Annotated in this window: 5 protein-coding genes; 2 read left to right on the top strand and 3 right to left on the bottom strand. The window is 64.4% G+C overall.

Features of this window, described 5'->3' with window-relative positions:
• Together VEK15_02675 and VEK15_02670 are read left to right on the top strand one after the other, a co-directional pair.
• On the top strand, positions 1-1,975 hold a 1,975-nt coding region (locus tag VEK15_02675), incomplete at its 5' end, for a prolyl oligopeptidase family serine peptidase (protein HXV59572.1).
• A 70-nt stretch (positions 1,976-2,045) separates the two neighbouring features.
• On the top strand, positions 2,046-3,386 hold the full coding sequence (locus tag VEK15_02670) for an amidohydrolase family protein (protein HXV59571.1): 1,341 nt from the start codon (positions 2,046-2,048) through the stop codon (positions 3,384-3,386).
• A 7-nt stretch (positions 3,387-3,393) separates the two neighbouring features.
• Here the strand turns inward: VEK15_02670 and VEK15_02665 are convergent, their stop codons facing one another.
• The 3 genes from VEK15_02665 to VEK15_02655 form a co-directional block, all read right to left on the bottom strand.
• Positions 3,394-4,329 carry a hypothetical protein gene (locus VEK15_02665; protein ID HXV59570.1) on the bottom strand — a complete coding sequence of 312 codons (936 nt, stop codon included), beginning with the start codon at positions 4,327-4,329 and terminating at the stop codon, positions 3,394-3,396.
• A gap of 292 nt (positions 4,330-4,621) precedes the next feature.
• Positions 4,622-4,954: a helix-turn-helix transcriptional regulator gene (locus VEK15_02660; protein ID HXV59569.1), complete on the bottom strand. Its 333-nt coding sequence runs from the start codon at positions 4,952-4,954 to the stop codon at positions 4,622-4,624.
• A 228-nt stretch (positions 4,955-5,182) separates the two neighbouring features.
• On the bottom strand, positions 5,183-5,953 hold the full coding sequence (locus VEK15_02655; protein ID HXV59568.1) for a GNAT family N-acetyltransferase: 771 nt from the start codon (positions 5,951-5,953) through the stop codon (positions 5,183-5,185).
• Between the last annotated feature and the right edge of the window lie 151 nt (positions 5,954-6,104).

Genomic DNA, 6,104 nt, shown 5'->3' with positions numbered 1-6,104 from the left:
CGATCCGCGGTTCGCGCGCTACGAGACCGAAGCGGCGGCGATCCTCACGGACCCGGGACGCATTCCTTTCGCGTCGCCGATGGGTGATCACGTCTATAACACCTGGCAGGACCGCGAGCATCCTTACGGGGTATGGCGTCGGTCTCCCATTGACGCTTACTTCGCGGGAGAGCCGGAGTGGGAGACGCTCATCGACCTGGACCTCCTCTCCGAAAAGGAGGGGAAGCCCTGGTTCCTCGCCGACACGAGCTGCCGCCTGCCGGAGAGCTCTCGTTGCCTGGTCTACCTGTCGAGGCGGAGCATGGACGCAAGCGAGGTGCGTGAGTTCGACGTCGACCGGGGCGAGTTCGTCGAAGACGGCTTCGCGCTCCCGGAGTTCAAATCGCGTGTCTGGTGGGAGGACGACGACACCGTGCTCGTCGCGGCCGACTGGGGTCCGGACAGCTTGACGCACGCGGGCTACCCGCGGAGCCTGCGCCGGTGGCGCAGGGGCACGCCCGTTGCCGACGCGGAGGTCGTTTTCGAGGTCGAGCCGGAGAGACCCCGGCTCGGGGTCATGCTGGTGGGCGCCGCCGGCGCCGGCAGCTTCGTCGCCGTCCGCCCCGACGATTTCTTCGTGAACGAGTACTGGCTCGTTGGGCCAGAGGGGGAGCGCAAGCGCCTTCCCTTGCCGAGCCGGATGATCGTTTACGGCTCTTTTGGCGACGCGTTGCTGCTCCGCCTCAACCAGGACTGGGCGCCCGAGGGTGCTGACACCGGTCCCTTCCCATCCGGCGCCCTCGTCGCGATTGCGAGGCAGGCGCTCGTCGAGGACGGGGCGATCCGCGACGCGCGCCTCGTCTACACCCCTTCTTCGGACCAGGCCGTGCGCGAGGTCACCTCCTCGGGCGACCAGCTCTACCTCGGGCTCCTCGAGGGCTATCGCAGCCGCGTCCTGATCGTGACCCGCGAGGGCGACGGCTTCGCGGTCGAGCCGCTCAACCTGGAAGGTTCCGCCTTCGTGACGCTGCGCGGCCCCGGCCCCACACCCGGCTCGGTGGTGCTATCGACCGAAGGCCCGCTCGAGCCGCCTCGCCTGTGGCTCGTCGGGCCCAAGCCGGACACGCGCGAGCTGATAGCGGAGGCTCCCGCCCAATTCGATGCGACCGGTCTCGAAGCGACGATCCTCGAGACGACGAGCCGCGACGGAACCCCCATCCACTACACCGTCGTCGCGCGCGAAGGGGTCGAGCTCGACGGAAGCCATCCCACGCTCATTTATGGCTACGGCGGCTACGATGTCCCCCTCACTCCGCGTTACGAGCCGCTTCCCGGCAAGCTCTGGCTCGAGCCCGGTGGTGTCTACGTCCACGCCTACCTTCGCGGCGGCGGAGAGCGCGGCCCGGCGTGGCATCAGGGCGCGATGTTGAAGAACCGCCAGCAACCTTATGACGACATGAACGCGGTGATCGACGATCTCCATCGGCGCGGCTACAGCTCGGCCGGTCACACCGGCATCATGGGACGGAGCAACGGCGGCCTCATGGTCGCCGTCGTGATGGAGCAGATCCCGGAAAAGCTCGGGGCCGTCGTCGTGGGTGGTCCGCTCATCGACATGCTGCGATTCCCGCTTCTGCCCCCTGGGGCGAGCTGGACCGCGGAGTACGGTCGCCCCGACGATCCCGAGATGCGGGATTTCCTCGCCGGCTACTCCCCTTACCAGAATCTGCGCCGCGACGAGAGCTACCCCGCGCCCCTCATCATCACCTCCACCTGGGACGATCGTGTACTACCCGGCCATGCTCGCCGATTCGCCGCCAAGCTCGAAGCGCTCGGCCATGACGCGTACTACTTCGAGGACGAGCAGGGCGGCCACTACTGGGAGCTTGCCGGTGGGCCGCACCCGGGCGACTGGAGACTGCGAGCGCGAGCGCGAGCGGTCGAGTTCACGTACCTGGCGAAACAGCTGGGAAACGACTCGGAGGCCTCTCCCTAGCGAGACAGTCGACAGTTCTCGCGGGTGGTTCCCTTTTGCCGGTTCGGGCTTGTTGTTAGGATCCGCGGCTATGAAAAGTCTGTATGCCTTCTTGTTTCTCGTCGCTCTCGGTTGGGCCTGCGCGCCCGAGCCCACGTCGACCGCAACCTACTTTCACGGGATGACGCTCATCCCGGGGGAAACGCAAAGAGTCGTTCACGAGGCCGCGATGGTCGTCGATAACGGCGAGATCGTGGCCGCTGGAGAGGCCTCGGCCCTCGAGCCGCCAACGGGCGCTCAGATGGTCGACCTTTCCGGTCGCACGGTCATGCCTCTTCTCAACTCGCTCCACGTTCATCTGGGGTACCTCGTCGACAACGTAATGGCGGCCGAGAACTATTCCCGCGAGTCCATCGTCGCGGACCTCGACACGCACCTCAGCTACGGCGTGGGATCGGTCCTCGTGCTGGGAACCGACGCCGGAGAGACCGCCTTCCAGATTCGTGAGGAGCAGCGCCAGGGAAGCCTGGGGGGTGCCCGTCTTTTCACGGTTGGGCGTGGTGTGACGTCGGTCGGGGGCTGGCCGACGGTCATCGCTCCGATTGCGGAGGTTCCCCAGCAGGTCGCGACGGAAGAAGAAGCACGCGCCGCGGTTCGCGCAATGGTCGAGAAGAAAGCCGACGCCATCAAGATCTGGGTCGACGACGCGGGAGGAAGCGTTCCCAAGATCGCTCCCGATCTCTACCGCGCCGCGATCGATGAAGCGAGCCAGAGCGGGGTTCCCGTCCTGGCCCACGTCTTCTACCTCGAAGACGCGAAAGGACTCGTCGAGTCGGGCGTATCGGCTCTCGCCCACAGCATTCGGGACGAGGTGGTCGACGATGCACTCGTCGCGGCCATGCGCGAGCGGAATGTGTTCTACGTCCCGACCCTGGTCGCCCACGAGGCTGGTTTCGCCTATGCCGATGCGCCGGCGTGGGTGGGTGAGGCGGCAATGGCGCGCTCGGTCTCGGCGTCGGTCGTCGAGACCCTGAAGAGTGACGCTTTCGTTGAATCGCAGCGCTCGAGCGCGGGACTCGACGCGGCGCGCGAGCAGTACCGCATTGCCCTCGAGAACGTGAAAAAGCTAGCTGACGGAGGGGTTCGCATCGCGCTCGGGACGGACTCGGGAACGCCGAATCGTTTTCCCGGCTACTTCGAGCATCGGGAGCTCGAGCTCATGGTGGATGCCGGACTCACGCCGGTCCAGGCGATCGAAGCGGGCACGACGGTAGGCGGAGAGATTCTCGGGCTCCGGAACGCGGGGGTCATCGCGCCGGGGAGCGAAGCAAGCTTCCTCGTCGTCGATGGCGACCCCGCGAGTGACATTCGCGCTACCCGGAACGTTTCGAAGGTTTACATCCGGGGCGAGGAGGTGCCGCCAAGACAATGACGCGCGGTCACCGATCGCGCCCGAGGAGGGAAAGCTTCTTCGTCTTGCTCGTGTAAGAACCCTCGTACGGCTCACCAGTGCATCCGTAGCCACAGGTGTGCTCGAGCTCTGGGATTTTCGCGATCACTTCGAGCACCACCGGCACGGCACCCGCGGCGATGCGGGCGACGCTGTCCTGCATGTCTTCATAGGTATAGGGCTTCACACCGGTCGCCGGATTCGAGATCGAGTTCAAGACCGCGAAGTGAATGCCGAGCTGACGCGCGTACACCGCCTCGGTGACGACGTTGTGCGAGACCATATCGCCTCCCAGGCCGCGCATCATGCGAATCTCCGCGGGTGTCTCGAAGCGCATGGGATCGTCCTGGATGACGACGCCCGAGGCATGGACCCGGCCGCGGTAGCTCTTGTTCGATTCCTCGATGAGCAGGCGGCGGAGGTCGGGGCAAAACGGCACCGCGAAGCTCGCAAAAAGATTGTCGCGAACGATGCCGGCTTCCGCGAGAACACTTTGAGGCCTTTGGTTTCCCATCAAGATGAAGTCGTCGACGACGACCAGATCGTCGAAATCATAGCCCGTGTTGATAGCACCCGCGGTCGCGCCTCCGAGCGCGTACTGGACTCCGAGGTCGTAGATCGCGACCCAGGTCTTGACGTACTCCTCACCGGTGGGTGCGATGATCTTCGACTCCGTGTTCGGCGCTCGCCCGTGGGCCCGGATGTAATAGAACGGTACGCCCTTGTAGCGCATTCGATAGATGGGCGGACTTTCGCCGACGCGGGTCTCGATGGTGAACGAGCCTTCTTCCTCGGCGAGACCCTTGGCGAAGTCGGGAGGGTAGCCGAAGGTCGTCCCGCCGACGACGGCGATGAGGGTTTTCTCCTGCGCGAGCGCCATCACGCTCGTGGACGAGAGCAGCAGCGCGAGCGCGAGACAGTGCATGCGATAGCCCGTCCGATTCGGGCGCGATGTGCTCGACGATCTCCGCGGGGAACACCCACCACTTTCGCCCGTTGATGAAAATCGAAGGTGTTCCGGTGACCCTGAGTGAAGGTCTGCCACCGCCACGGGGGCGACGATTCCCTGAGCGAAAAAGCTTTGCATCGCGAGCTCCTTCTTCGTGGTGAGATTGTGCTATACGATCCCACCCGAGTAAACCTGCCATGTCGCGTTTCTCGCCCTCACGCTCAGTACCGTCTTTTTTCGAAATACGTCGTGCGAACGGTCGTCGTGGCTAGCTCGTTCTGTCCGTCAGCGTGATGGCGAGTTCTTTTCCGAGAGCTTCGGCGTAGCGTATGAGGGTTTCGATCGTCGGGTTCGCCGACTCGTCGTTTTCCAGACGCGAAATAGCCGACCGGCTCATCCCGGTGCGGCCCTGCATGTCAGCGAGGCTCAGGCCTTGTGCGTGTGGTTCCTTCTTCAGCATTCGAAACGCCTGGCGCAATTCTGCAGCAACCGCATCATGAACCCGCTTGCGCCGTCGCGTCTCGGTGACGATTTCGTCCCGTTCCGCGTCGATTCTCTCGCGCAAGTCCCGGTATTTTCGACGTTTCGTGGAACTCAGCACGCGGTTGATCCTTTTTGCTCTTCTCATCATGTTCCTTTGAGTCACTCGCCGAGGATGCAGGTGGAGTCGGTCGCGAGATCGTCAAGACGCTCCGCGCCTGTCCGTCCTGTGCGGCGCACGCCGGCGCCGGCGCCGCCGACCTTGAGGATTGCGGTCCGATCGTTTCGGCGCAACAATTACCGTGGCGAAGAGGCCCTCCCACGCGATCCGAGCGCGAGCTCGGCGGTCTCAGCGCCGGTGCAAGATCGGATGTACCGCCTCCCAACCCTCGGCCTCGGCCTTGGCGTTCAGGTCGTCGACGTGTCTTCGGAGACGCTCCACTTCGTGCTCCAGGGCGTCCAGTGCTTCGGGCTCGAACGGTTGTCTCCTCTCGAGACACCAGAGCTCATGTTGTTTCGCACGATACCTCAACCGGGCGAGTGGTAGATCTGGCAGCTCTTGGAAACCGAACCGCCGGTGCCACGCGTCACTCGCCTCGTTCCCTAGCATGAACCTGCTGTCCAGGAGTCGCTGTCCCGCTTCGTACAGAGCGCACGAGGCCGCAGCCACCATCGACGTCGCGACGCCGGCTCGCTGATACTGGGGTGCGACGAACAGCATGTCGAGAAGCGGTGGTTGCTCGTTCTCGTCGACGAGAAGTGCCGCACCAATGACGGCCCCGTTCTCGTCCAGCTCCACTCGCGAGGCCGGAAGAGGTATCCCCCGCTTCCCGTCGAAGAAGCCTCTGACGTTGCTCAGCGCGGAGTGCGCGAGCTCTGGGGTGTCGCAATCGCAGTGGTCTATCGTGTCCTCGAACGCCGCGATGTATACCTCCACGAGCCGAGACTCGTCGTCCCGAACTACCTGTCGAACACGCCGGCCAGGCGACCCGGGGAAGGGAAACGTGCAAACGCGAACCGTCACCGTCGTATGGCGCGGCGTGATGTGGGCGACATGGTCCCAGTATTCGTACTTCCATCCTGGCCTCCAGGGCAGGAGCTCGAACGCGTCGAAGCTCATTGGAATGTGCTCACTTCGCATTGGCATCGCGTGCATCAGCGCGACAGGGGCGAGGGGATAGCTTAATGCACAGCCCGGGCGGTAAATCGGCTGGCACAATTGCAGATTGGAAGATGACTCTGCTGCTGCGGAAACTCCTCGGGCCCGTCCA

The organism is Vicinamibacteria bacterium (genome assembly GCA_035620555.1).
In the GTDB taxonomy this organism is placed as follows: domain Bacteria; phylum Acidobacteriota; class Vicinamibacteria; order Marinacidobacterales; family SMYC01; genus DASPGQ01.
Note: the sequence above shows the minus strand (reverse complement) of the source record. Positions and strands in the feature narration are given on the sequence as shown.

Bases quoted from the DNA above. Each gene is read 5' to 3' on its own strand.
- VEK15_02655 (HXV59568.1), bottom strand. From the start codon at position 5,953: ATGAGCTTCGACGCGTTCGAGCTCCTGCCCTGGAGGCCAGGATGGAAG.
- VEK15_02670 (HXV59571.1), top strand. From the start codon at position 2,046: ATGAAAAGTCTGTATGCCTTCTTGTTTCTCGTCGCTCTCGGTTGGGCC.
- VEK15_02665 (HXV59570.1), bottom strand. From the start codon at position 4,329: ATGCACTGTCTCGCGCTCGCGCTGCTGCTCTCGTCCACGAGCGTGATG.